The sequence below is a fragment of the Bacteroidales bacterium genome, from assembly GCA_031275285.1.
In the GTDB taxonomy this organism is placed as follows: domain Bacteria; phylum Bacteroidota; class Bacteroidia; order Bacteroidales; family UBA4181; genus JAIRLS01.
Map to the genome: position 1 here is coordinate 1 of JAISOY010000011.1, position 24,264 is coordinate 24,264.

Below are 24,264 nucleotides of genomic sequence, written 5' to 3' on the forward strand. Positions count from 1 at the left end.
TTTTATAATTTGTTTAAATGGTAAAAAAATCATATATCAAATCCGATGGTTTTATTTAAACGACGGATTTCATGAATTTCCCGGACTCAAAAATAAAACCGTCCGAAATACTTTCCAATTGCATTGTTGTGTCTTTGCCCCTTCTTTGAATAACAGATGAATCTTTCTGTTCAATCGTTTGATGTGTGTCCTGAAATCAAGATTTTTTCGTTCAATTTTCCAATTGCGGTTCTGATTTTTTGTGCATGAACCACAAAGATGATTTTTGTAAAATACAAACATGCATAAGCAAATCAACAGATTCAATACATGAGCAAAGATTGATAATAAAAACTTGGGACGGGGTAACACCCCGCCCCAAAATTAAAACATAATTACCCTGCAGGCGTAGGTGTCGTAGAAGAAGGAGTAGGAGTGGGAGTAGTTGCAGCGCAACTGTCGCTGCAGTTCCCGCAAAAAGCACCGTTGCAGAATTGGTAATCCTTGTCACAACTAGTGCATTTAGCAAAACCGCACCCCGATTTATCTCCACTTGCTCCTCCAACAACATTTATCATCAACATATTGTTCAATGTTTCATCACTGAACAGTTCTGCTGCTTCTTCAAACTGCATCCCGACCTTTGAAGCCAGTTCTTCTTTTTTGCTCACCATTGATTTGTTCATTTAATTTGGTTTTAAATTAATAAAAAAACTCACTGAAATTTGTTTGTTGTTTCCCGGCTTTGATCGAATTGAATAAACGTACTGATATCCCGTGTAAAGATTTGCCGGTAATAATTTTTCAAATCAGATACCAATTGCCGGTTTTCGTACAGCATCATCATAGCTTTATCGCAAACATCCGGGTTACTACGGTGTAATTCGCTGAATATTTTAGTTTTATTTGCTATTGGAAATACTGTTTCGGCAATCAAAAGTTTATTATAGATAAAATCCTGAGTGATGATCTCATAAGGAGCTTTTTGTCTGAAAATGTGCCCTACCTTGATATCTTTCATTAATAAACAAACTCCACCTTCGAGCCACGTTTTCAGGCTCAGGTAAGCCTCATCGCAGCCATAGGTGCGCAATCCGTTTAACCCTTTCAGATATTGCCAGTAGCGCTTACTCATTGCATAGCAGGCTCCAATAAGGCAGGATATTGGAATTAATGATTCATCCGGAATAGCATCCATGTATCTCCATTGTATGTCTAATATGCTGTTACCGGAATTATCATCCATATTGATACAGGCTCCCATAGATTTAGGACTATCTATTATTTTAAATTGTCCATCCAAAGGGAAACACCTGAGACAATACGCAGCACGGTCATTGTTGTCAAGGACTTTAGTTACCTCGTTCCACCAGTGATTATAATAAAACCTCATATGTCCGTCAAACAGGATAAAATAAGGTGTTTCGCATAATTCAACTCCAATATCCCGTGAACGCGCTACTCCTTGACGTATTGCATTATAATAGTATCTGGCGCCGTATTGTATGGCTACGGCTTTGTAATCAGTGTCATCTTCCGAACAGTCGTTGATCAGTATTATATCTACGCATTCGCCTGCGGTTTCGCGTATGCTGGCAAGCGTTCTTTCTATTTCGCTTCCTTCGTTCAAAAAAGGGATGATAGCTGTTAACTTGTTCATGACGTTACATTTTTGAGGGCGATACATCCTTTTAAGCGAAGACCCCGTATAAACTCATACATAAAATCGAAATATACATTCTTAGAAAAAAATGACTGTTCATTGAATTCCTCTAATTTTTTCAAAAACCCGTCCAATTCCGCTTTTTCTTCACAATCTACAACAATACAGGATAACAGATAGTTCAGCATCTCGTATTGAATTACAGTGGCATTTGATTGTTGCAATGCATAATATTTTGAAGTTGCCTGCACGGACGAACGCCTGTAACGAAGAAGAACTTGAGGCAGATTATGCAGTCGTAGCCCTGCTTGAGCCATTTCAGCCCACATTTTAAAATCATCGGCAAAAATATATTCCCGCCTGTAACGGATGTTGTGTTCCATCAACACATCCCGCCGTATCATAACGCTTGGATTAGCAATGGGATTGTGTTTTATCATCAGATTTACAATATCATCATGTTCGCTTTCACAGATTATGTCTCCGCGTTGCGAACCGAACATCCGTATTGCCGAACCGCAAGCCGCCGTTTCCGGGTGTTGCTCCATATATTCATATTGAACCTTCAACCGTTCGGGCATCATAACATCATCATGATCCATCCTTGCAATGTATTTTCCCCGTGCTGTTTCTAAACCACAATTCAAAGTTGAAATGAAATCATGCGGACATAAGATATATTGTATACGGTCGTCACTATATGATTGTATAATTTCCGCACTCCCATCGGTTGAACCATCATCAAGCGCCAACAGTTCAAAATCGGTGAATGTTTGGTGCAAAATGCTGTCCATCGTTTCCCTCAGGAAAGCACTGGCATTATATACAGGCATTAAAATAGTAATTGCAGGCATATGACAAATATTAGCTTGATGATTTTCGATAAATATCTAATAATTAGCGTGATGTAAATACATGTTTTGGTTTTATATCGTTGAAAATAAGCATAGTATAATATAATGTGCTTATGAAATATTAAAGCACATTTGAAACAAAGATATAAAAAAATATTTAAAACAAACAAATATTGATATTTTTTTGTTCTTCAAAGCCAACCCTGCTATCTGTTTAACAATAGGGCAAACGCATGAAATCTGTAGTTTTGGAGTATGGAATCTATCAAGAGTTATTTCGAGTCAGTGACAGACTTTCGTATAGAGAAGAAGTGTCACCATAAGTTGTGCGATATGCTGATAATAGGACTTTTGACCTATTTGAGCCATGGGAAAGATTATGAAGATATGGTCTTATTTGGTAACACGCATGAAGAATTTTTGAAAGAATTTTTAGAATTGAAAAATGGAATACCTTCTCATGACACCTTTAATAGAGTGTTTTCGGTATTGGAACCTTCTGTACTTGGGGGCTGTTTAGAATCTCACGGACGAGAGGTATTGGATATTTTGTCGGAAAAGCAAATCTGTTTTGACGGGAAAAAAGTCAAAGGCGCCAATCCCAAAACATGGGGCAATGCAGGTTTCTATATTATCAATGTATGGGTTTCAGAAAACAACTTATGTATAGGTCAGAAAAAAGTAGAAGATAAGAGTAATGAAATTACAACCAGTCCTGCCCTATTGTAAGAAATTGACATTGAAAATGCTGTTGTGAGTATTGATGCTATAGGCTGTCAACGCTAAATAGCCGAAATCATCATAGATAAGAAAGGGCATTATCTGCTTGCGTAAAAAGGTAATCAGGAGGAACTTTTCACAGATGTAGAAAGTAGATTTAAGACATGCCGTGCAGATAACATTTCGGAAGAATGGAAGTACGACCACGGTCGTTACGAAACCCGCAAATGCAGTATATTAAAAGCAGAGCTTGTTTTATTGGAAGAGAACCTGAGTCAATGGAAAGGGTTGAAAACATTGGTAAAGATAGAAGCAACACGACAGATTAAAGAAACACAAAGCAAGGAAACCCGTTATTATATCAGTGATGAAGAAAATCTAAGCGCTGGTTATTTTAATGCATTAGTCAGGGGGCATTAGGGAATAGAAAATCACTTGCATTGGCATCTGGATGTAACTTTTAGAGAGGATGCCTGTAGAGCAAGAAAAGGATATGCTGTTGAAAATCTTTCTTTATTAAGAAAACTGGCTTTGCAAATCATCAGAGAGGATGATAGTAAGTTGAGCCTTAAGAAACGAAGATTAAAAGCAGCTTATGACTTAAATTATCTCATAAAATTGATTACTTAATTTCATACGTTTGCCCTATTTAACGAATGCGGCATATGTATCAGTTTTGTGTTGATTGGAAGAGAATTTCACCAGTCGAACCGGATCACTAGTAAATTTTGTAAGCAGGGAACCCAAATAGACTGTGATAAAGTGGTCGGTTCCTGTTTTTCCAAAATTTTTGGTTTTATTTCGTGGGCCGAACTGGGTGCAGTATGGTTTATTACTTCCCCTATGTGGGTGAGCCTGTCAACATGGTTGGATATATGGGTTTCTCCGTTATGGTATTTTGTATTGGTCGCTTTGCTCTTTACTTTATGGTCACTATCAATACAAGCATTTGTGATACAAAGGCCCGATTGCCGGTTCAGGGAAGGTGAAAGAAGGACAATCGGCAAATATCCGCTTCCTGAATTTTCCGGATCAGGAGTACGCAATAGTCAAGGGAATGGTTCATCATATTTCCATAGTGCCATCCGGCGACAGTTATATTGTGGAAATTAGTTTTCCAGACGGATTGATGACTTCTTACGGGAAGGAATTGCCGTTTACCCAGGAAATGCAGGCGACTGCAGAAATCATTACCGATGATCTCCGTCAGTTGGAAAGATTATTTATGCCTGTAAAGAAAATATTTAGCGGTCAACAATAGAAAATTCGTTATTTTGCGAATAAAACCTGGTTCTTCTTTTTAAATTTAATATGTTTCAGTACTTTTTGAATAAATAATTCCTGCTAATTATTATCTTCGCAACGTTATTGTGAAAATTTGTCCGGTAAATGAGTGATATTGAAAATTCTTTAAAATGTATTCATCATGAAAAAAACTGATCTCTTTGTTATTTTAATTGTCGTTTTGGTGTTGGCTCCTTTCTTTATTTTTGACAGTGTTTATCAGGGATACAACAATTTCAATGCGGCTTATCCCCTGGTCATGGCTTTTATAAAATTTGCTGTCTTGGCCACTTTCGGAGAGATGCTCGGGTTAAGGATCAAGACCGGTAAATATACGGCACCCGGATACGGATTATTGCCCCGTTGTATTGTATGGGGACTTTTGGGGATGTGGATTGCCCTTGCGATGGGTGTTTTCAGCAAAGGAATTCCCGGATATCTGGATCGGTTTTCATTGTTTAATGGTGTTGCAGAGTCTATGGCCATGGGATTTTCAGGGATGAAATTATGTGGTGCGTTTTTTATCAGTGTCATGATGAATACTTCTTTTGCTCCTGTTTTTATGACTTTACATAAAGTTACCGATACCCATATCCTGAATCATGGAGGAAAAGTAGGTGCATTGCTGAAACCCATTCCTGTCGGTAAAATACTATCCGGTCTTAACTGGGAAGTACAATGGGGATTTGTTTTTAAGAAAACGATTCCTTTCTTCTGGATACCTGCACATACCCTTACGTTTATTTTACCACAACATATGCAGGTCCTTTTTGCAGCTTTTTGCAGTATCATTCTGGGATTGATCCTTTCCATTGCTGCCAGGAAAAAATAAAAATATATATATCAAAAATACGTTCAATACATGTCAGATACTCCGATCCCACGTCATATCGTTGACCAGGCCAAAAAAGAAAGCGGTCTGGCAGATATCGGCAGGGCCTCTATCCGTGAAGTCGTCCGGTTGGTTAGTAATATTGAAAAATCGAGCGGACAACAATTTATAAAAATGGAGATGGGGGTTCCCGGTCTTCCTCCTGCATCCGTAGGGATAGAAGCCCAGATTGAAGCATTACGCAAAGGTGTTGCAGCCATTTACCCCTCTATAGAAGGCGTTGGGGAACTAAAGAAGGAAGCTTCCCGCTATGCCCGGTTGTTTCTGGATCTGGATATTGATCCTTCCGGATGCATACCAACCGTAGGGTCGATGCAGGCCAGCCTTACGGCTTTTATGGTCAACAGCCGCTGTCATACCGGTAAAGAGTATACCTTGTTTATCGATCCTGGTTTTCCTGTCCAGAAGCAGCAACATCAGGTATTGGGGTTAAAATACAAGACTTTCGATGTCTACAATTACCGTGGAACGAAGTTGCGTGAAAAACTGGAAGAATACCTTAAAGAGGGAAATATCCATACCATCGTATATTCCAATCCGAACAATCCGTCATGGATCTGTTTTACGGAAAATGAATTACGTATTATTGGCGAATTAGCGACGAAATATGATGTGATCATCATGGAAGACCTGGCATATTTCGGAATGGATTTCCGTCAGGATTATTTTGGATGCGGCAGTGCTCCATATCAGCCGTCGGTAGGCCACTATACCGATAATTACCTGATCCTTTTTTCCGGCTCCAAGGTATTCAGTTATGCCGGAGAACGCATTGCTCTGATGATGATCGGGAACAAACAATATGCCCGTCATTATCCTGACCTGAAGCGTTATTACTCTTCGGATAACTTCGGGCATGCCGCTGTTTACGGGGCTTTATATGCCATATCTTCAGGAACTGGTCATTCGGCACAATATGCCCTTGCTGCAATGTTAAAGGCTGCCAACGATGGGACCTATAATTTTTTGCAGGAAGTAAAGGCGTATGGAGATAAGGCGAAGATTATGAAAGAACTCTTCACTCGTTATGGTTTCCGGATCGTTTATGATAAGGATGAAGATCATCCGTTGGCTGACGGATTTTATTTCACCATATCCTATCCGGGTTTTTCGGGTGGTAAATTACTGGAAGAATTGCTGTATTACGGGATCAGTGCTATTACGCTGGATATCACAGGAAGTGAGAGAAGTGAAGGGTTGAGGGCCTGTGTTTCACAGACACAACCGGTGCAGTTTCCTGATTTGGAAGCCAGATTGAAAGCATTTCAGCAAGACCACAAAATTTAAAATTCTGTTTTCACTCAATTTTGAATTTTAAATTCGAAATTTTGAATTGAATAAATTTTATTCCTATGAAAAGAATAAAAATATTACTGGGATTTATGACATTATGTATTCTTTCGCTGAATGCTAAGGAAATAACCCTTAAAATAACGAAGCAATACCTGAACTTTCCTGTTTCTCACAAAGAAAAAAGGGCAAGGATGCATTTTAATATAAAAAATGTTTCCGAGCGGACTTTTGATATACGCCTGGCTGAAAAAGATCCGGACTATTGGGTTTTTTGCGATGTTTCCATCCTGAAAGGAAAGACGATCACCATCAGCTATGAGGGGAATCAGACGGGCCTTGATCATATCTATCAGTCGGATCAAATCAGGAATCAGGAAGAAATTTATAAAGAAAAAAACCGGCCGCAGTTCCATTTTACTACCCGCTGCGGATGGATCAATGATCCCAATGGACTGATCTATTATGACGGGGAATACCATTTATTTTATCAGCATAACCCCTATGAGAGGGATTGGGGAAACATGCATTGGGGGCATGCCGTCAGTAACGACCTGGTGCACTGGAAAGAATTACCGCTAGCTTTATATCCTGATGAACACGGGACTGTTTTTTCCGGAACAGCTTTAATAGATGAAAAGAATACAGCAGGATTCAATAAAGGCACTCGGCCGGCTATGATTGCCTTCTATACTGCAGATAGCCCGGAAAAGCAGGTACAGTGTTTTGCTTATAGTCATGATAAGGGGCGCACATGGACAAAGTATCAGCATAATCCGGTGATTGATTCTAAAGAAAAATGGAACAGTAAAGATACGCGTGATCCTAAGGTATTCCGGTATGAACCATTAGGCCATTGGGTAATGGTATTGAATGAAAGAGACGGACATTCCATCTACTCGTCACTTGATCTGAAAGAGTGGACTTTTGAGAGTCATATCACCGGATTCTGGGAATGTCCGGAACTGTTCCCATTACCTGTTGATGGTGATAAAAAAAATATTAAATGGATCATGTACGGAGCATCAGGTACTTATATGATAGGTTCGTTCAACGGAAAAGAATTCAAACCTGAGGCCGGGAAATATTACTATACTACAGGAACTTTATATGCCGCACAAACTTTTGCCAATATACCGGAAAATGATGGCCGGCGTATCCAGATAGGCTGGGGAAGAGTATCCCACCCGGGTATGCCTTTTAACGGGCAAATGCTGATGCCGACCGAACTTACCCTACGTACAACTAAAGACGGGCCCCGCCTGTTCAGTACTCCTGTTAAGGAACTAGACCGGCTTTTCACTCTGGAAAAAAAGTGGACCTCCCTTTCTTCAAATGATGCCAATGAAAAATTGAAAGAATATAGCCATGTTGATCTCCTAAGGATAAAAACAACTATTCAACTATCACATGCTACCAGCGCCGGTCTGGATTTGTCCGGACAACGCATCCTGGATTACGATATGAATTTTAATACAATCAATGGGAAATTCTATTCGCCTGAAGATATGATAAGTATGGAATTGACTGCCGACATATACATAGACAAAACAAGCATTGAAATATTCATTGATGGAGGCGCTTATTCTTATTCTATGGAAAAGCGTATCGACGAAAATAATAAAAACGGTTTATCTTTCTGGGGAAACAGTATCCTGATCAAAAACCTGGAAGTATATTCCGTTAGTTCTATCTGGAAATAATAATTGAAATTCGGCTGGGTATATGTAAATATAGAAGATTGAAAATAAGTTTTAGTAATTTTTCATTCTCAATTGGCTTCTCCGAGCTAAAGGTTCTCAATTTTCCATTCTTTTTTGTTTTCCTTCTATCACAATTACGATTTCACCTTTGATAGCAGGTCGGTTGTCCCATTCATTGATTTGTTCCTGTACGGTTCCCCGCAGGGTTTCCTCGTGTAATTTGGTTAATTCCCTGGAAACGGATATTTTTCTGTTTTCACCCAGGTGAGTTTGAATCTCATTAAGTGTTTTCAGTAATTTATGGGGTGATTCATACAAGATAATAGTTCTTGTTTCCCCCGATAATTCTGCCCATCGTTTCTGCCGTCCTTTTTTTAACGGAAGGAATCCTTCAAAACAAAAACGGTCACTGGGAAATCCGGAATTGACCAAAGCCGGAATTAACGCAGTAGCACCGGGCAGGCATTCTACTTCAATGTCATGGGCAATACATTCACGGACGATCAGGAATCCGGGATCGGAGATAGAAGGAGTGCCAGCATCGGAAATCAGGGCAATGGTTTGTCCGGATTTTAACCGGTCAATAACCTGATTCAATGATTTGTGTTCATTGAATTTATGATGGGCAATCATGGGTTTACTGATCTCAAAATGCTTCAACAAATGGCTGCTGGTGCGTGTATCCTCGGCCAGGATAACATCCGCTTTCTTTAATATATCGACAGCTCGGAATGTCATATCGTTCAGGTTCCCGATAGGGGTGGGTACGATATATAATTTACCATCCAGGGAAGTATTCAAATTGGTCGGATTATAAAGTTCTTGATGAATGTTTATGCTCCATTTCCGGCGTGTCTCCGGCGGATCAGATGAACAAATTTCTGAGCGGTTTCGGTCTCCATATTCCAGTTAAATCGTTGTTCGATGAAATCCAGCGCTTCATCCAGTGATGTAGCAGTATCTAATTTTTTGACAGCTTCATTGTATGCATCATTATTGCCATGAAATAATTCACGGATATACAGGAATCGTTCATTTAAACCTATGCCGGCAGCGATACTTTGTAATGGTGCTGTTTGTAAACGGCTTGAAAGGTCGGCTGTCTGATTTTTCCGTGCCAGTGTTTCGTTGATCGGTTGCTGGGATACTTTAAATTTTTCGGCTAAAATAGCAGCTTCGGTTTTTAGGGTGATCGAAGCCGGTTTTTCTTCCTTAGGTAATTCCTTTTCCTGAACCGGGACCGTTTCTTTTATCTCTGGGATCTTTTTTTCAGGTTTTTCTACCGGTGAGGAAATAGTATCCTTGATTTCCGGTTGTTTCTCGGGTATCTTTGATGATTCAACTTTTGGTACAACAGGCTCTGATACTTTTTCTTCTTCCATATAAGGAACCTCTGCTTTTTTTGCAATCACCTGTTTTTCCTTTTCCGGATTACCGGGTTCGGGCATCAATTTCAACCTTAACAGATGCTCGTAAATATCCTGTGCTTTCAGTATAGCTATGTCCAGTTCCAGATTAGATACTTTTTTCTGATCATGAAAACGGTGAATCAATATCTTTAAGAAATCAAGTTCTTTTTCCAGATATTCCGTACAATCTTGATGTTGCATATATTTTACCTGAATAAATGTACAAATCCGGCTTTTGAAATTTTAGGAGATGAACCGGGCACCTCAGCTGTATAATAATAAACGCCATTGGCCATTTTTTCACCGGATGACGAACGGCCGTCCCATTCACAGATTTTTGCCTTGATGCTGAATACCAATACCCCTGCACGGGTGAATATTTTTAATGACACAGTACCTCCATTACTGGAGGTTACCTTAAATACATCATTGATACCATCATCATTCGGTGTAAATACATTGGGGGCAACGATAGAATCGTTAGCCGCTGTTGCATCCAATGCTGTATAGGTAAGGTAATTGGAAGTTTTTCCAAAAACAAATGTCAAACAACCTGTAAAGACTACCAAGAAAAATGTTAATTTTCTGATTTTCATTTATTCTAACTCTATCGCCATCAATTCCGGCGTGTTAAAGCAAATAGCATCCGTCTATACATACGTATAACATGCTTAATTTGTTGCATTCCAGAAGACAAAAATAATGTTTATTTTTCGAAAACAAACCACAATGCCCTTCAAGGAGTAATTTATCGTATGAATTTGAGCGATGAATCATTATCTTTGCCGGAAATGAAACATTTAACTCCAAAGAAATCACTCGGTCAGCATTTTCTGAACGACCAGGCTATATCGGCGAAAATAGTATCGGCCCTTAAAGCGGAAGGAATCAATCATGTCATAGAAGTAGGGCCGGGGATGGGCGCACTGACTCCATTTTTATTACAGGAAAATCGTTATGACACCCGGTTTATCGAAGTAGATCCGGATGCTGCTGCTTATCTGGAGAGCCGGTATCCGGAAATAAAAGAAAAATTGATTGTTGCCGATTTTCTACGGTATCCTTTGCATGACCATTATACCGGAAAAATTGCGGTTATCGGAAATTTTCCATATAACATTTCTACACAGATCTTTTTTAAGATTCTTGAAAACAGGGACCTGGTAAAAGAAGTAGTAGGGATGTTGCAAAAAGAAGTAGCCGAGCGAATTGCTGCACCTCCCGGATCGAAAACATACGGGATCACCAGCGTTTTGCTACAGGCTTTTTATCATATTGACTATCTTTTTACCGTTCATGAGCATGTTTTTACACCTCCCCCGAAAGTAAAATCCGGAGTGATTCGTCTGGTACGTAATGATGTGGAGAGTTTACCCTGTAATGAGAAATTATTCGTACAGGTGGTAAAAACCTCTTTTAACCAGCGGCGCAAAATGCTTAGCAACTCTTTGAAATCCCTTCTACCCGCAGATCGAAGAGACAATCCTGTACTTAGCAAGCGTCCTGAGCAGTTGAGCGTTCAGGATTTTATAGAACTAACGCAATTTATTGAGGAAAGCTAAGAACTTGCTTCTTTCCAGTCTCCGTTCGCTTTGATCAGGTTCACCAGCTCCTCAACAGCCTGATCTTCCGGAATATTTCGTTTCACAATTTCGCGTTGCTTGTATAAGGTGATTTTTCCGGGTCCGGTACCCACATACCCGTAGTCGGCATCTGCCATCTCACCGGGTCCGTTGACGATGCAACCCATGATCCCTATTTTCAACCCTTTCAAATGAGATGTACGGGTCCGTATCCGGGCAGCGGTAGCCTGTAGGTCGAAAAGAGTTCTTCCACAAGAAGGGCATGAAATGTATTCCGGTTTGCTCATCCTTAAACGACATGCTTGTAATACGGATAAAGCTATTTCTGACGATAATTTATTGTCTTTTTCCCCGGCTATTTCCATCAGTATACCATCTCCCATACCATCCAACAGAAGTGGACCAAAGTCACAGGCTGATTTCACATAAATATCCTCAATATTCGTATCGGTATATGTCTTTTTTAACACTACAGGAAAATCTTCATCGATGCTTCCGGAAACATCGAATGCCGGTTGTTGATGGCTCAGGTCTATGATTTGTATCTTTTCCGGAGACAGTCCTTCTTCTTTTATCCAGATTACCGGTTTTTGGGAATTGTTCGATTGAAGTTGAGGGTGCAGTTTTGATACTTTAGAGGAAGTACAGTATTGAACGATATTTTTTGCTACAGGTATTTCTGCCTCGGGATCTTCGGTCAGTGATACCCGGATGGTATCACCGATGCCGTCCAGTAACAGGGTTCCAATGCCTACGGCCGATTTTATACGGCCGTCTTCACCTTCCCCGGCTTCCGTTACACCTAAATGTAGGGGAAAGGACATATTTTCTTTCTCCATCTGTTGGACCAATAGCCGGGTAGAGTCAATGACCACGTGTACATTACTGGCTTTCATCGACACCACCACTTGGTCGAATTGTTCGGCCTCGAAGATACGCAGGAATTCCATTGCCGATTCCACCATTCCCAGAGGAGAATCACCATAACGGTGGACAATCCGTTCACTCAATGAGCCGTGGTTACTTCCTATACGTATGGCAGTACCATATTCTTTACAGATATTGATCAGGGGAAGCAGGCGTTCGTGCATCCGTTCCAACTCAGAGGTATATGCTGCTTCTGTATATTCAGCAGGAACAGATGTTTTTTTATCGATATAATTTCCCGGATTAATACGTACTTTTTCCACGATCCGGGCAGCTGTCTCAGCGGCCTTAGGGTTAAAATGAATATCTGCAATCAAAGGTGCCCGGTAACCGCGGCGGTATAATTCCTGTTTAATGACAGCCAGATGTTCGGCTTCACGGATTCCGGGTACCGTGATACGGACATATTCTCCTCCGGCTTCAATAATACGGATGGATTGCCCTACCGTCGCTTTAGTATCCATGGTTTGGGTATTCACCATTGATTGTAACCTTACAGGATAATTACTCCCCAGTGGAATGTCCCCTATATGGACGGTATGGGTGGAATGGCGCATCATTTATATATTTAGTTAAGGCGGAGCAAAAAAATCAATTTTTCCGTATTCACTACAAAGATACAAATCAAATGATTCCCTGTTTATAGATAAAGTCGGGAAATTTACAAAAGATCCGGTACAGGCTCTTTCCGGAAATTTCAGGTTCCCGGGAAAAATCATGGAGATTTTACTTTTCAGGCAGGCAATTATCTACTGTACTGAACGGGTTTTTCATATGGATGATTTAAATTGTTTTCCACTTCTTTACAGTGTTGGAGATAACCTTTTATGGAGTATCATATGCAGTTGATAAACCTGATATCTTTTTTGATTTTAGACGTATTCAAAGGTCTGGTATTATATTTGGAACCGGGCCATTTTGAAGAATCGTTTATTTTCATTATCTTCCCGCTTCAAATTTCATGTGAGATATGATACTGATTGCTGAAAGTGGTTCCACTAAAGTGACATGGGCGTTGATAGATGCGGAAGGAAACACACGTATCTGTAACACCGGTGGTATCAATCCCTTTTTCCTTTCAGGGGAGGAGATCCGGCGTGTGCTGGAAGAAGAAATGATCCTTCCCCGGAATAATATTTCATCTGTATATTTTTATGGTGCCGGAGCTTTACCCGGAAAAGAAGGCATATTATCGGCAGTTCTTTCGAATTTCTTCAAAACGGAATCGATAGAGATCCATACCGATCTGTTGGCTGCTGCGCGTTCCTTGTGTCAGCGCAGGAGAGGGATCGCATGTATTTTAGGTACTGGTTCCAATTCCTGTTTTTATGACGGGAACAAAATCGTCAGCAATGTTCCGCCATTAGGTTTTATTCTGGGTGATGAAGGCAGTGGAGCATATTTGGGAAGGAAGCTGTTGTCGGATATTCTGAAAAAACAGTTCTCCCAGCCCATTAGTGATATTTTTTTTGCGAATTATCCGGTTACGGTGGAAGAGATACTGGAAAATACCTATCGTAAACCTTTTCCCAATCGTTATCTGGCGCAATATACCCGTTTTATAGCCCGATACATCGGACAGCCGGAAATATATGCATTAGTGAACCGGGCTTTTGAAGAGTTTTTCCTGCGAAATGTGATGAAATATGAGCATGTTGCGGAAATGCTGGTTCATTTTACCGGAAGTGTCGCTTTTATCTTCAGGAAAAACCTGGAAGAAGTGGCCGGTTCGTTGGGTGTAAACATAGGGAGTATTACGCAGAATCCGATGGACGGTTTGATCCGGTATCATCTGGAAGCTGCTTTTCGACGGTGAAATATTTTGTTTTCTGTAAATATGTTGTATATTTGCAGCCAAAACGGGGGTATAGCTCAGTTGGCTAGAGCGTTTGACTGGCAGTCAAAAGGTCAGGAGTTCGATTCTCCTTATCTCCACTTAAGAATCAAAGCCTTACGAAAACAACGTAAGGCTTTTTTATTTCATGCGCCCACGATTTGCCCACAAAATGTATTTCTGTTGTGCATATAGTATGCCTCAAATTTTTGGACTAAGTATAAATATCCATAGTGATTTCAATGTATTTTGTTCGCAGATATTTATGATACACTTTTTGCAAAAAAACTTATCTTTGTATTATTAAGGAATTAATTTGATAATCATTATATGAAATTAGCATCTAAAATTAGGGACGGGAGGATAAATGCCGTAAATGTATTATTAGATATGTCAATAAAGGAATATTTAAACGTTGCAAAGAATATAATTAAAAATAATGAGTTCCAAAGAAGAAAAGTAAAAAACTCTTCCACTGTATATGCTTTATTAAAAAAGGACCTTCGAAGTAATTGCACAATGCCACCTATTGTTTTAGCCGTAAAAATTGAAAAAATGGGGCATCTTTTGAATCCTTATGATATTAAAGAAGAGCAAATAACTGAACTATTTACCGCTGAAAATTTGATAATATTAGACGGTCTTCAAAGGACATATCAAATATTAGATCTTGAAGCAGAGTTGCTCAAAGAAAAAGACGAGGAAACTTTAAAAAGAGTACTTGATAATAGTATCCGTATTGAGATCTATTTGGGAGTTAACAAAATAGGAATCTTGTATCGAATGTTAACTTTAAATACAGGACAAACACCTATGTCTATCAGACATCAAATAGAAATATTGTATTCTGATTATATAGAAAAGCCAATAAGCAATATATCACTATTTAAAGAAACTGATTCGAAAAGAATAACCCAGATAGGGGAATATCAATTTAGAGATGTAATAGAAGGATTTAGCTCCTACCTAGATAGAGATGAACTTGGAATAAATAGAAATGAATTATTAGAAAATATTCAGAATTTAGAGAAATTAGCGTTAGAAAACGGTTCCTCTGATTTATTTAAAGATTATATATCTACATATAATGAATTAATCATTAAAATAGATGCTCTTACAAAGGATTGGAAATTCGAAAGTGATGAATTCGACAATATAAATAGTGCATTTGGAAAAGATGTATTACAGATTTTCACAAAAGCCCAAACATTATCTGGCTTTGGAGCTGCAGTAGGAAAATTAAAGGACTTGGAAGTTATAACAGGTTTTGATTCAATAAAGACTGATATTGAAAGGATAGTACTGGAAGATAATGGCATTACCAAAGAAGATGTGATGCTAAATTTGCTTAGCAAGTTAGATGAAATTAAGAACCGAGCTAAAAAAATAGGGGTAGAACAACGGATGTTTTTTACATATTTTTTCAGAGAGTTATTTAATAAAAATAGCGATTCTTATTTGAATGTAAACAAGGCCATTGATAGTGGCTTTAATAAGTATTCTAGCCTGATTTAATTTATATGAATACTCTAGTAGATTATGATGACGCTACTCATTCTTTTGTTGTAATGAATAATCAGAGTGCGGGAGAATTTGTGAATATACCATATTGTTTACAGGACAAAGATCATAAAGGAGTGCTATTTAATGAAAAATCAGACAATTACGGATACAAAATATTTTACAAAAAAAACTTTGTAGAGAATGACATCTTCTTAGTAATTGAGAAAGATTTGAAAAGTCGTATTGGTTGGTTATTTCCTGCTTCCTCAATAATTTCAGATTCTCACGACTATGCTACAAATCCCCATTATTGCAGATATGCATTTATAGCTCATTTTTTATTAATACATTATGAAATAAGTGCAGATGATATTGTCAGCAGAGATTTTGCTGAAATAATAAATAAAGATTTTGTTGATAATAATGCTATATTTTTTATTTATGACAAATCTTTAACAAAGATTATACCCGACTTCAATGTGCAAAATTATTATAGTTCATTTTATAAATATGGTTATTATTTGAAAAATGAGGAAGTTAACCCAGAAGTTCTCATGCCTTTGGCTAACGGGAAAATAACAATATCAAAAATATCCCAGTATTTTATTGGTGATAAATTTTTAGATAAATTCTTCAACTTTTTGTTTTTTGAAAAATATCCTATTATTAGGTTTCATATATTATATCAAATTATAGAGTTATTAATTGAAGACATTCTTATTTTTAGTTTAGAGAATACAATTCATAGTTTTAAGAATAAAAAACTGTATGCTAGAAGTCTTAGAGAAAGAATCAGTAAAATTGAAAAAGAAAGTGATAGAATCTTATTATTAATTAAATGGTGCGATATTGAATTTGACTATACGATTTTACACGACAGATGTAATACATTTATAACAACAAAAGGAAGACCATCCTTTGATTTTCCAGAATCTCTTTACGCTTTTAGAAATTTTGTCGTTCATGATTTTAGGCATATGACTGATGATGTTGAAACTGTAAAAGATGTTAACTATCAATTAGAACTATTTGTATTAGACTTATTAAACACCTATTTGCATAAAATTTAAATACCTTTTTTTTATGGAGTAGTTAATTGTAATCTCAAAACTATTAAAAGCTAACAAACTTTGATATGGTTTTACTATTTTCCTGTCAGCTTGTCAAATGTCTTTTCTAATAAAACTACTTTTTCCTGTTCCGACTTTAACATCCGTTCATATAATTCTACGACCTTGTCTAATGGATTAAATGTACAATAATAGTTAGGGCTTTGACCGTGATTAATACTGCTGTCATTAAAGGTATTTATATAGCTAATTGTAGCTTCATCATTCATATTTTTAATTGCAGCTACAGGAACTTTCAGTATTTTAGCAATTTTATCTAACATTATATCATCAATAACTTCTTTTTGCTCTAAATCGGATACAGATTGTTGGGTAATATCTAATTCAATAGCAATAGTTTCCTGTTTCATTCCTAACATATCACGTAAACGTTTGATATTCCGTCCGTGATGAACCTTTCTTAATGGTGCTGTATCTGTATTCATAGCTATTATTTTTCAAAAACATATTTCGACAAATATATAGAAAAAAGAAGTAGGTTTTTTACAGGTGTTCATTTGTTTAGTACAATTAAGATTTGTAGAATACTTGTGCTTGGTTATGTTTCTTTGGTATTAAAATTATAAAATTTTACAATTAGTTGGTTATCATGGAAAATGAAGTATTCAGATATAAGGATTTGACTTTAAATGATGAAGCGGTTGAATTAATCAGTCATATTCAGGAACACGCTGACACTTTATTGGAAACAAGTATTGTAGTAAATGATTGGATCGTACAGAAAGCAGGTGATGATTTTACAGATTGTGAATCCGCTTTGGAAGGGTTGTTATTGCTAAAAAATTTTCGAGAATTACTTAAGTCTTTATGCGATATTTCTATCATAAAGAGTGAAGAATTTGGTAGAAAAGTAAATAGTTAGGAAAACCATGAACCCCAAAGAAGTGCAAAAAAGTAGAGTAATTACTATATATGACCATTATTCGCCTCGTAAATGGGAAGAGGTCAAAGTACCTTATATACGTCTCAGGGGAAAATGGCTTGAAAATATTGGGTATCATATCGGTGAACAAATACAAATCAACATCACAGATGATAATACGATGGTTATTAAAAAACTACATAACCCAAATGATAAATAATTTGCATTCAATTATTATTTTGTGGAATAAACTGCTGATAATCTGGCAATAATAGATATTAGAAGCCATCTATTTGTAAATACGATACGGTTTATTAATCATCTTTTATCAATGTAGCACCAATCAATTACTATCTTATCACCAATTAAGTATTATTATAAATCAAAGGTATATCATATAAAAACGTCACTCCATCCGTTTTGCAGTATTTATTTGTCTGCGGTATGTAATAAACTGCTTTTGCATTGATTAATCCGGCAACGATTTATTGGTTTTCAATGCGAACGAACAGATAGAAACAGCTATTCTTGATATAGAAAAATGTTGTGTTTGATTACTCTCCGTGATTTTTTACTTTTATTAAAGAAAAATTGATTCAATAAATGTAAACTCCCAAATTACTACATGTTTATAACCATTGAACAGCCTTTCAACTGGGTACAAACTTGGTATTTACTGCCTCTGAACTGGGTAAAGACAGCCTTTAAACAGCCTACAATACAGTAAATTCAGGATATTTAGTATATTCGCAACCTTTTAGAATATTTAATATGAGTGAAATGGAAAATTGCCCCAAATGTCAGGGTGAAAACAACTATTTTGATGGAACTTCCAATATATGTCCCGATTGCGGATATGAGTGGGGTGAAGATGCACTGCATGATGAAGACAAATCTGATAACACATCACGCGACAGCAATGGCGAAGTATTAGCCGATGGAGATAGTGTAACCGTTATCAAAGACTTGCCCGTGAAAGGTTCGTCAATGGTGGTAAAACGAGGTACAAAAGTTAAAAATATTCGTCTTACGGATGATTTTACACATATTGAAGGCAAGGTAGAAGGCAGTAGTATTTATCTGAAAACCGAATTTTTAAAAAAATCATAATCTGTTCGTTAAAAAGGAACACCATACGCTTTACAATACTTCGCCGTTTGGTGAATAAAATAAACCGAATTTGATTGAATCAGTTCTTCCACTCGGAAAATTTCAATTTTAAGTATTTCTGCTATTTCTTTCTTTGTAAACGAATTAAAATCGGGTAGTTTTTCACCCAACATGGCAAGTTGTTCTTTGGGTAACGGTTCGTATTGGTATTCGTCAGTAATTTTACAGTCAAAAACTTTTACCAATTTTTCAAATGATGGATTTTTGACTTTCATCCTTTCAAAAATAGTAGTATCTGTTTGAACAACCGATTCTATGCTAACCTGTTGTTTTCTGTTTTGAATATCCCAAATTAAGCAATCGGCAACATCGTATTGTGTTTCGGGAGAGAGTTGTACTAAACTGTCAAAAACGAACACTTGAATACCATAGCTTACGAGTATATTCGATTTTTCAACCCATGATTGATGTGCATCCACATCAGGCAAAAGAATGACTTTACGGTTTGACAGTACTTTGCAGACTTCTTTATCCGCCCATCTGCATCCGTTCTTTCCGCCCGTTGCCAACCAAATGTAATCGGGCAGCAATTCGCTGCAAATACATGCTGTTTTTTCCGATTCCACAATGGCTACCGCTTTATCTTTATTTTCGGGTATACTTAAAAGATGTTCACCGAAAAAACATTGTTTGTGGTTAAAGTGGTATAAACGCATCAAAGAATGTACTCCAACAGGATGTTTTGTTTTGTCCCTGTGTAAATCGAATGTATAATGCATCCTTTTTCCGTAACGGACATTTCCCGAAACATCAACTTGCCAAAAAATTACACCTTCGTCTTTGGTTGTTCCCAAAAAATAGCGATGAATAATGTTTTTTATCTGTATCTCATCGAATATGGTTTGTAAAGCATTGGTAAAGCTGTTCGTTTCATACCTTGCCATTGACGAAATCATTACACGATACTCAAAATAGTCCGTCTTTTTTGCTTTTGGCACGCATACACGATGCTTTTCAACTGCTTGAGCATAGCTTTCTATTTGCTTTTTATCTGCAATATATTGCTTTTCATTCGGGCAATCTTCAAAGAACTGCTTCGGTGTGTAATGATAACCGCATGACGATTCTCTGTTACATCTGCCTACATGGTCGGGTAACGAATAATTGTTTTCGGTATCTATATAGCTTACAAATTCACCTTTGCGTTCGCAAGCAGGACAAATATGCCTTGTTCGCAATCCTTTATAAGGCTCTAATATGAATCTATGTTGTTGCATGATTGATTTTTTGGTTTTTATGTACACCATAAGAAGTACGCATTTGCTATTTAATTTATTGATTATTATTTAATTAAGTGCGTACTTGAAGTACGCAGGAGTATAAAGTGCGTACAATAACTACGCACTTTACAGACAGATTTACAGGATATTAGTAGTCGAATGCGTACTTCTTAAAGGTGTACATAATCATATTTTTTCAGCCAATCCCTGATTGTTTTTTCAGTAACTAAAAAATGTTCTGCTATTTTACGATTACTGATATTTTGCCTTTTCATTTCCAGTACTTTTTTCTTACGTTCTTCCATTTCGTTATCACTAAACTCCTTCAAATGTTCTCGTTCAATACCATAACCGATAAATTCAAACTTTAAAAAATTGTCATCTTTTTTCAGGATTTGATACAAGATGATATTTTCTGCATCGTAAACGATTTCTGAATTTCGAGACTTTATTTGCTTCACATATCGTACAGATTTGTCACGTGCAGATTCTCCGATGGCAACAGCCGAATCACAAAAATTGATAATCGTCTTTGAACCTGCAAGGTCGTTCCGAGTTATGGGATTGGAAAGATTGCGTTTGGGTGTATGTGCCAAACATAATATTGACAATCCGTATTTACGTTTGAGAGTTTTTAAACTTTTCATCAGGGGTAATGCCGATTTACTTTTTTCGGTTTCAACACTGAGGTAAGTCAGGTTATCTACAATGACAATCTTTGCGCCTGTCGTTTCAATCACTTTTTTCATGTCTTCATTGATTTGTTTCTCTATATCATCTGTGGTAATCCCATCCGTATTGATTTCAAAACGCAACAGGTTATCGGAAAATTGATAGTGATTTCCCATATCATCACTGTACCTGATTTGAAACTGCTTATCCGACAGTTCAAAATCAAAATAGATCACTTTTTCTTTTTGACTGATTAAGTCTGCTATTTCAACCGCTAAGATTGATTTACCCAGATTGGTATCGGCAAAAAGGATACATAGTTCGCCTTCGTACCATAATTCACGCCACAATTCACGCGGTTTTGGACGTCTTAATGCTTCAATAATGGTTCTGTTTACCGTTTTTCCTTTAAAAATTCCTGCATTAACTGTGTATTCGGCAACACCCATTAATTCTTTCAATTTATCGTTAAGACTTTCGACACTTAATAGGGGTTTGGTCTTATTTCCCTGCCATTGCGGGATTTTCCCTTTACTATTATTCATCTTCTTGCCAATTTACGGTTTGCACTTTTAGCCAATGCCAGTACTATCTCTTCGTCATTGCGTACAGGTACGCACTTGCTTTCTGCCCAGTTCAACAACTCGCGCTTTGAGAATATCAACCGCCTGTTATGAAATCGTTTGCATGGAATTACTCCTTTTGCTGTTTGTTTTGTAAACAGGGATGAGGATATTTCATAGCCGTTTTGATTCAGAAACTGTACAGCCTCTTTAGTGCCTGAAAGATTATCCCGTTCAGGTTCTTTTGGCTTTTCGCATTTTAAAATTTTATTGACGGCGTTTTCTATGATTGCTGTCAATTGTTCTGGAGTGGTAACTATAACCGAATTCATATCGCGTTACATTTTAAATGAAAAAATGGTCGGCGTCCCGACTTTCCCAAATTTGGTAATGCAAATATGAAGGCAAATGAGAGCTGTGGCAAAGGCTTTTAGACGTTAACCACTAAAGGCTACTAATAGCTACCGTTTTATATTTCAGTAAGTTTGCGTAGCATAGATTCCACTTCGGATTTATCAATCGTGACACCCGATTCTAAACCTTTGTTATACATGTAAGAGCTAATGTATTTATTCAGATTTTTATCAGTAGTATCAATGTTAAATTCATCTTTGAATGCCTGGTAAATGATATTTCGCCCTTTATTGGGTAATGTTATATAATTCAATTCGCATAATGCCAACAAAACGACAGCCCAATCACGACCCGTGATGATGCTATTGGATAAAGTTTTGATGTTGGATAGTATTGTTTGTTTCTGCTTTTCGTTACATGTTAAGAAATCAGAGAAATGCCGGTCAGATTGAATTGTGTTATTCTTTTTTGTTTCTTCCTTTGCTATGACTTGTTTTTGAGATTTATAATCCCGTTCTTTCAGTCGTTTGAAGTATTCTTTCTCATTTTTTAGCCATTTTCGGATTAATTTGATAAAGCTGTTTTCATAACTGCCGACTTTTAAAAGTAGTTCCTTCTGCTTTATCAAATGATTTGCATCTTCAATTTCATATTTACGCTTTTCTATTTCAGAATTATTCGCTGTTTTTCCCCATTTGACACTATTAACCTTTTGAAGCATCTCTTTTGTTGTGTCAATTAGAAATTCAATAAGCTCGTGTGGTCTTCTGAACGAACTGAATGTGAAGTCCGAATATTTATTTTTTACAGCATTGTTTTTAATAAGGAAATCAGATATTCTATTTTGAAAGTAGTCTTTTCCCTGATTAAAACAACCGATTTCAAACGGCAATATTTCAAGCCATTCACCAAATATATCTCTTAGTTGGCTAATGTTGTCAGGTGTATGTTTTTTCTTTTCATCAATATCTTCCAATGTTTTTGAATCCAAAAAATCTATTTCGTAAAAATCGGGAACTTTGCCATTTATGTAATATGTGTCAAGCAAGTTTATCAGTTGAGCTTTTTTATCTTCTGTAAGATGAATGCTTTGGACATATAATTTTATCTCTTTTATGAAAAAAGGCAATCCTACATAAGGTTTGGTAAAACAGCATACCATTGCTTCAGTATAGTGGACAATGTTTTCATACCACTCTTCATTAAATGAATCCTGATTGATGAGGTATTGCGTTTGGTCAATCCGCTTCAAAAGATGAAGTGTGTTGACAGTAACTGCACCAGATTTTGTTACAAACTTCGGAAAAAGCGAATGTCTTTCAAGCTCTTTATTTACCCAATCCGATATGCAATCATATTTTTCCCGATAAGTTTTGTCCGTAAAGATTATGTTGTCAGGGTCTGTGTAGCCGTCAGGTCGCTTAACAAAATATGTACCCCCGAATAATCCGTCAGGAAGATGGTCAATTTCTTGTATCATTCTTCTTCTCTTTCAAGTTCTTCTTCGATTTCTTCAATGGTTGGCAAGCTTCCTTCAAAATCTTTCGGGAATATCTTTGTTAATTCATATTCGGATATTCCGATGGGGTGGTTTACATTGTTGAGTGCGTACTCGGCAATAATTTGATTTTTGCTTTTGCATATTAATAACCCAATAGTCGGATTATCGGATGGATGTTTTAATAAATCATTTACTGCCGATAAATAGAAACTTAATTTTCCTGCATATTCGGGAATAAAATCCGTTGCTTTCAGTTCTATAACTACATAACAACGTAGTTTTAAATGGTAAAACAACAAATCAATATAAAAATCCTGATTGCCTACATGTAATGGGTATTGTTTTCCTACGTAAGCAAAACCTGCACCCAATTCTAATAGGAATCTTGTAATGTTTTCTGTTAGTGCATTTTCCAACTCCCTTTCTTTATACCCTTCCGTTAATGTAATAAAATCAAAATTGTAAGGGTCTTTTAATGTTTCTTGTGCCAAATCGCTATGAACATCGGGCAATGTCCGCTTAAAGTTGGTTAAGGATTTGCCTGATCGTTTGTATTCATCCTGTTTGATATGAATTTCTAAAATGCTTCTACTCCATCCGTTTTCAATGGTTTTTTGAACATAAAACAGGGCTTCATCCATTGATTTACAATTGGATATAATGCGCAAGTTATGTCCCCACGGTATTTGGGCAACAAGCTGTTGCACAATTTGAATTCGGTCAACAACTTGTTGGCTTTTTACGTTTTCCGATTGCGAAACAGCTTGTTTCGTCAATTGGCCAACAGCTTGTTGGCCAATTATACTCATCTCATTATAAAATAAATACCACTGACGAATGTATTTGAGATTACTTATTGAGAAGCCTTTCATATCGGGAAACTCCTGTTTTAAATCTCTGCTTAATTGTGGAATAAGTTGATCTCCCCATTTAGAATTTTCCTGCTTTTCAATTATGTCTTTTCCTATACTCCAATATAGATTTATCAATTCGGAATTAACTTTAATAGCTGCTTTCAGTTGGCTTTGGCGAATACGTAGTTTTAGGTCAGTCAACCATTGTTTGTATTCAGAATCAGACTTTATAATGTTTGGCATATTGGGTTGTTCGGTTTAACTTTCAAAGATAAATTTTTTGTAGTAAAAGACAGT

The 24,264-nt window shown here is 37.1% G+C and carries 27 protein-coding genes and 1 tRNA gene; 15 read left to right on the forward strand and 13 right to left on the reverse strand.

Annotation, left to right across the window (positions count from 1 at the left end; genetic code table 11):
- Positions 1–374: 374 nt before the first annotated feature.
- From LBQ60_01130 to LBQ60_01140, 3 genes are read right to left on the reverse strand one after another with little or no spacing between them, the layout of a single operon-like run.
- Positions 375–665, reverse strand: coding sequence for a hypothetical protein (locus LBQ60_01130; protein ID MDR2036505.1), 291 nt, complete (start codon positions 663–665; stop codon positions 375–377).
- Positions 666–694: 29 nt separating this feature from the next.
- Positions 695–1,639, reverse strand: coding sequence for a glycosyltransferase (locus tag LBQ60_01135; protein MDR2036506.1), 945 nt, complete (start codon positions 1,637–1,639; stop codon positions 695–697).
- Complete coding sequence (locus tag LBQ60_01140; protein ID MDR2036507.1) at positions 1,636–2,496, reverse strand: glycosyltransferase; 861 nt, start codon at positions 2,494–2,496, stop codon at positions 1,636–1,638. Before LBQ60_01140 ends, LBQ60_01135 begins: the two co-directional genes overlap by 4 nt.
- 255 nt (positions 2,497–2,751) lie before the next feature.
- Between LBQ60_01140 and LBQ60_01145 the strand changes: the two genes are divergently transcribed.
- The 7 genes from LBQ60_01145 to LBQ60_01175 all read left to right on the forward strand — a co-directional run bounded on the left by LBQ60_01145 (position 2,752) and on the right by LBQ60_01175 (position 8,385).
- Positions 2,752–3,225 (forward strand): ISAs1 family transposase, encoded by a 474-nt coding sequence (locus LBQ60_01145; GenBank protein MDR2036508.1) that lies wholly within the window; start codon positions 2,752–2,754, stop codon positions 3,223–3,225.
- Positions 3,226–3,474: 249 nt separating this feature from the next.
- Complete coding sequence (locus tag LBQ60_01150; GenBank protein MDR2036509.1) at positions 3,475–3,636, forward strand: hypothetical protein; 162 nt, start codon at positions 3,475–3,477, stop codon at positions 3,634–3,636.
- 249 nt (positions 3,637–3,885) lie between these two features.
- Positions 3,886–4,329, forward strand: coding sequence for a vitamin K epoxide reductase family protein (locus LBQ60_01155; GenBank protein MDR2036510.1), 444 nt, complete (start codon positions 3,886–3,888; stop codon positions 4,327–4,329).
- Complete coding sequence (locus tag LBQ60_01160) at positions 4,274–4,477, forward strand: hypothetical protein (protein ID MDR2036511.1); 204 nt, start codon at positions 4,274–4,276, stop codon at positions 4,475–4,477. Before LBQ60_01155 ends, LBQ60_01160 begins: the two co-directional genes overlap by 56 nt.
- A gap of 165 nt (positions 4,478–4,642) precedes the next feature.
- The gene (locus LBQ60_01165; GenBank protein ID MDR2036512.1) at positions 4,643–5,332 is read left to right on the forward strand and encodes a hypothetical protein; all 690 of its coding nucleotides are present in this window, start codon (positions 4,643–4,645) and stop codon (positions 5,330–5,332) included.
- 30 nt (positions 5,333–5,362) lie between these two features.
- Positions 5,363–6,679 (forward strand): pyridoxal phosphate-dependent aminotransferase, encoded by a 1,317-nt coding sequence (locus tag LBQ60_01170; GenBank protein MDR2036513.1) that lies wholly within the window; start codon positions 5,363–5,365, stop codon positions 6,677–6,679.
- 65 nt (positions 6,680–6,744) lie between these two features.
- A complete protein-coding gene (locus tag LBQ60_01175; GenBank protein ID MDR2036514.1) occupies positions 6,745–8,385 on the forward strand; it encodes a glycoside hydrolase family 32 protein in 1,641 nt (546 codons plus the stop codon).
- A gap of 96 nt (positions 8,386–8,481) precedes the next feature.
- Here the strand turns inward: LBQ60_01175 and rsmI are convergent, their stop codons facing one another.
- The 3 genes from rsmI to LBQ60_01190 are packed head-to-tail and all read right to left on the reverse strand — an operon-like array spanning position 8,482 to position 10,390.
- Complete coding sequence (gene rsmI / locus LBQ60_01180; protein MDR2036515.1) at positions 8,482–9,186, reverse strand: 16S rRNA (cytidine(1402)-2'-O)-methyltransferase; 705 nt, start codon at positions 9,184–9,186, stop codon at positions 8,482–8,484.
- 32 nt (positions 9,187–9,218) lie between these two features.
- The gene (locus tag LBQ60_01185; GenBank protein ID MDR2036516.1) at positions 9,219–9,995 is read right to left on the reverse strand and encodes a hypothetical protein; all 777 of its coding nucleotides are present in this window, start codon (positions 9,993–9,995) and stop codon (positions 9,219–9,221) included.
- A 5-nt stretch (positions 9,996–10,000) separates the two neighbouring features.
- Positions 10,001–10,390: a gliding motility-associated C-terminal domain-containing protein gene (locus LBQ60_01190; GenBank protein MDR2036517.1), complete on the reverse strand. Its 390-nt coding sequence runs from the start codon at positions 10,388–10,390 to the stop codon at positions 10,001–10,003.
- Positions 10,391–10,585: 195 nt separating this feature from the next.
- Between LBQ60_01190 and rsmA the strand changes: the two genes are divergently transcribed.
- On the forward strand, positions 10,586–11,356 hold the full coding sequence (gene rsmA, locus LBQ60_01195; GenBank protein MDR2036518.1) for a 16S rRNA (adenine(1518)-N(6)/adenine(1519)-N(6))-dimethyltransferase RsmA: 771 nt from the start codon (positions 10,586–10,588) through the stop codon (positions 11,354–11,356).
- Here the strand turns inward: rsmA and ispG are convergent.
- Positions 11,353–12,864, reverse strand: a complete 1,512-nt coding sequence (gene ispG / locus LBQ60_01200; GenBank protein MDR2036519.1) for a (E)-4-hydroxy-3-methylbut-2-enyl-diphosphate synthase — start codon at positions 12,862–12,864, stop codon at positions 11,353–11,355. The two genes, rsmA and ispG, sit on opposite strands and share 4 nt — an antisense overlap.
- A 410-nt stretch (positions 12,865–13,274) precedes the next feature.
- Between ispG and LBQ60_01205 the strand changes: the two genes are divergently transcribed.
- The 4 genes from LBQ60_01205 (at position 13,275) to LBQ60_01220 (ending at position 16,711) form a co-directional block, all read left to right on the forward strand.
- Entirely contained in the window at positions 13,275–14,120 is an 846-nt protein-coding gene (locus LBQ60_01205) for an ATPase (GenBank protein ID MDR2036520.1), read from the forward strand.
- Positions 14,121–14,165: 45 nt separating this feature from the next.
- Positions 14,166–14,239, forward strand: a tRNA-Ala gene (locus LBQ60_01210).
- A gap of 229 nt (positions 14,240–14,468) precedes the next feature.
- Positions 14,469–15,653: a hypothetical protein gene (locus LBQ60_01215; protein ID MDR2036521.1), complete on the forward strand. Its 1,185-nt coding sequence runs from the start codon at positions 14,469–14,471 to the stop codon at positions 15,651–15,653.
- Between the two features lie 5 nt (positions 15,654–15,658).
- Positions 15,659–16,711, forward strand: coding sequence for a hypothetical protein (locus LBQ60_01220; protein ID MDR2036522.1), 1,053 nt, complete (start codon positions 15,659–15,661; stop codon positions 16,709–16,711).
- Positions 16,712–16,785: 74 nt separating this feature from the next.
- Here the strand turns inward: LBQ60_01220 and LBQ60_01225 are convergent, their stop codons facing one another.
- Positions 16,786–17,196 (reverse strand): helix-turn-helix domain-containing protein, encoded by a 411-nt coding sequence (locus LBQ60_01225; GenBank protein MDR2036523.1) that lies wholly within the window; start codon positions 17,194–17,196, stop codon positions 16,786–16,788.
- Between the two features lie 164 nt (positions 17,197–17,360).
- On the opposite strand from LBQ60_01225, the gene LBQ60_01230 reads away from it, so the two are divergent.
- From LBQ60_01230 to LBQ60_01240, 3 genes are all read left to right on the forward strand, one after another.
- Entirely contained in the window at positions 17,361–17,633 is a 273-nt protein-coding gene (locus LBQ60_01230; GenBank protein MDR2036524.1) for a hypothetical protein, read from the forward strand.
- Between the two features lie 7 nt (positions 17,634–17,640).
- The gene (locus tag LBQ60_01235) at positions 17,641–17,853 is read left to right on the forward strand and encodes a type I toxin-antitoxin system SymE family toxin (protein ID MDR2036525.1); all 213 of its coding nucleotides are present in this window, start codon (positions 17,641–17,643) and stop codon (positions 17,851–17,853) included.
- Positions 17,854–18,413: 560 nt separating this feature from the next.
- Entirely contained in the window at positions 18,414–18,743 is a 330-nt protein-coding gene (locus tag LBQ60_01240) for an alkylphosphonate utilization protein (GenBank protein ID MDR2036526.1), read from the forward strand.
- Between the two features lie 8 nt (positions 18,744–18,751).
- Here LBQ60_01240 and LBQ60_01245 read toward each other — a convergent pair whose 3' ends face one another.
- The 5 genes from LBQ60_01245 to LBQ60_01265 form a co-directional block, all read right to left on the reverse strand.
- On the reverse strand, positions 18,752–20,020 hold the full coding sequence (locus LBQ60_01245) for a DUF6371 domain-containing protein (protein MDR2036527.1): 1,269 nt from the start codon (positions 20,018–20,020) through the stop codon (positions 18,752–18,754).
- 173 nt (positions 20,021–20,193) lie between these two features.
- Positions 20,194–21,240, reverse strand: coding sequence for an AAA family ATPase (locus tag LBQ60_01250; protein MDR2036528.1), 1,047 nt, complete (start codon positions 21,238–21,240; stop codon positions 20,194–20,196).
- A complete protein-coding gene (locus tag LBQ60_01255; protein ID MDR2036529.1) occupies positions 21,237–21,590 on the reverse strand; it encodes a DNA-binding protein in 354 nt (117 codons plus the stop codon). The genes LBQ60_01250 and LBQ60_01255 overlap by 4 nt, the downstream gene beginning before the upstream one ends.
- Positions 21,591–21,727: 137 nt before the next feature.
- Positions 21,728–23,092, reverse strand: a complete 1,365-nt coding sequence (locus tag LBQ60_01260) for a hypothetical protein (GenBank protein MDR2036530.1) — start codon at positions 23,090–23,092, stop codon at positions 21,728–21,730.
- Positions 23,089–24,210, reverse strand: coding sequence for a PDDEXK nuclease domain-containing protein (locus LBQ60_01265; GenBank protein ID MDR2036531.1), 1,122 nt, complete (start codon positions 24,208–24,210; stop codon positions 23,089–23,091). Before LBQ60_01265 ends, LBQ60_01260 begins: the two co-directional genes overlap by 4 nt.
- Positions 24,211–24,264 lie beyond the last annotated feature (54 nt).

Bases quoted from the DNA above. Each gene is read 5' to 3' on its own strand.
- LBQ60_01130 (MDR2036505.1), bottom strand. From the start codon at position 665: ATGAACAAATCAATGGTGAGCAAAAAAGAAGAACTGGCTTCAAAGGTC.
- LBQ60_01135 (MDR2036506.1), bottom strand. From the start codon at position 1,639: ATGAACAAGTTAACAGCTATCATCCCTTTTTTGAACGAAGGAAGCGAA.
- LBQ60_01140 (MDR2036507.1), bottom strand. From the start codon at position 2,496: ATGCCTGCAATTACTATTTTAATGCCTGTATATAATGCCAGTGCTTTC.
- LBQ60_01145 (MDR2036508.1), top strand. From the start codon at position 2,752: ATGGAATCTATCAAGAGTTATTTCGAGTCAGTGACAGACTTTCGTATA.
- LBQ60_01160 (MDR2036511.1), top strand. From the start codon at position 4,274: ATGGTTCATCATATTTCCATAGTGCCATCCGGCGACAGTTATATTGTG.
- LBQ60_01165 (MDR2036512.1), top strand. From the start codon at position 4,643: ATGAAAAAAACTGATCTCTTTGTTATTTTAATTGTCGTTTTGGTGTTG.
- LBQ60_01170 (MDR2036513.1), top strand. From the start codon at position 5,363: ATGTCAGATACTCCGATCCCACGTCATATCGTTGACCAGGCCAAAAAA.
- LBQ60_01175 (MDR2036514.1), top strand. From the start codon at position 6,745: ATGAAAAGAATAAAAATATTACTGGGATTTATGACATTATGTATTCTT.
- LBQ60_01185 (MDR2036516.1), bottom strand. From the start codon at position 9,995: ATGCAACATCAAGATTGTACGGAATATCTGGAAAAAGAACTTGATTTC.
- LBQ60_01190 (MDR2036517.1), bottom strand. From the start codon at position 10,390: ATGAAAATCAGAAAATTAACATTTTTCTTGGTAGTCTTTACAGGTTGT.
- rsmA (MDR2036518.1), top strand. From the start codon at position 10,586: ATGAAACATTTAACTCCAAAGAAATCACTCGGTCAGCATTTTCTGAAC.
- ispG (MDR2036519.1), bottom strand. From the start codon at position 12,864: ATGATGCGCCATTCCACCCATACCGTCCATATAGGGGACATTCCACTG.
- LBQ60_01205 (MDR2036520.1), top strand. From the start codon at position 13,275: ATGATACTGATTGCTGAAAGTGGTTCCACTAAAGTGACATGGGCGTTG.
- LBQ60_01215 (MDR2036521.1), top strand. From the start codon at position 14,469: ATGAAATTAGCATCTAAAATTAGGGACGGGAGGATAAATGCCGTAAAT.
- LBQ60_01220 (MDR2036522.1), top strand. From the start codon at position 15,659: ATGAATACTCTAGTAGATTATGATGACGCTACTCATTCTTTTGTTGTA.
- LBQ60_01225 (MDR2036523.1), bottom strand. From the start codon at position 17,196: ATGAATACAGATACAGCACCATTAAGAAAGGTTCATCACGGACGGAAT.
- LBQ60_01230 (MDR2036524.1), top strand. From the start codon at position 17,361: ATGGAAAATGAAGTATTCAGATATAAGGATTTGACTTTAAATGATGAA.
- LBQ60_01235 (MDR2036525.1), top strand. From the start codon at position 17,641: ATGAACCCCAAAGAAGTGCAAAAAAGTAGAGTAATTACTATATATGAC.
- LBQ60_01240 (MDR2036526.1), top strand. From the start codon at position 18,414: ATGGAAAATTGCCCCAAATGTCAGGGTGAAAACAACTATTTTGATGGA.
- LBQ60_01245 (MDR2036527.1), bottom strand. From the start codon at position 20,020: ATGCAACAACATAGATTCATATTAGAGCCTTATAAAGGATTGCGAACA.
- LBQ60_01250 (MDR2036528.1), bottom strand. From the start codon at position 21,240: ATGAATAATAGTAAAGGGAAAATCCCGCAATGGCAGGGAAATAAGACC.
- LBQ60_01255 (MDR2036529.1), bottom strand. From the start codon at position 21,590: ATGAATTCGGTTATAGTTACCACTCCAGAACAATTGACAGCAATCATA.
- LBQ60_01260 (MDR2036530.1), bottom strand. From the start codon at position 23,092: ATGATACAAGAAATTGACCATCTTCCTGACGGATTATTCGGGGGTACA.
- LBQ60_01265 (MDR2036531.1), bottom strand. From the start codon at position 24,210: ATGCCAAACATTATAAAGTCTGATTCTGAATACAAACAATGGTTGACT.